This window comes from Shewanella sp. SR43-8 (assembly GCF_014163775.1).
Taxonomy (GTDB): Bacteria; Pseudomonadota; Gammaproteobacteria; order Enterobacterales; family Shewanellaceae; genus Shewanella; species Shewanella vesiculosa.
Genome location: NZ_JACJDX010000057.1, coordinates 1 through 230 on the forward strand (window position 1 = coordinate 1; position 230 = coordinate 230).

Annotated in this window: 1 rRNA gene; it reads right to left on the reverse strand. The window is 39.6% G+C overall.

The window, feature by feature from the left end:
- Positions 1-88: ribosomal RNA gene (locus tag H5114_RS20340) — 16S ribosomal RNA — on the reverse strand; the annotation flags it as partial.
- Positions 89-230: the final 142 nt, after the last annotated feature.

A 230-nucleotide genomic window follows, 5' to 3' on the forward strand; every position in this document is an offset into this window, starting at 1 on the left:
AGCAAGCTCCCTTGTGTTACCGCTCGACTTGCATGTGTTAGGCCTGCCGCCAGCGTTCAATCTGAGCCATGATCAAACTCTTCAATTAAAGTTTTTTGAATCTTACGATTCGGCTCAATGAATTCTGATTGCTTATCTCACCGAAGCGAAATAAGTCTTTGTACATATTACTATGAACATTCATCGTTGCATTGAGTTTAAATTTTTTGATTGCCAACATTCCGAAGAAC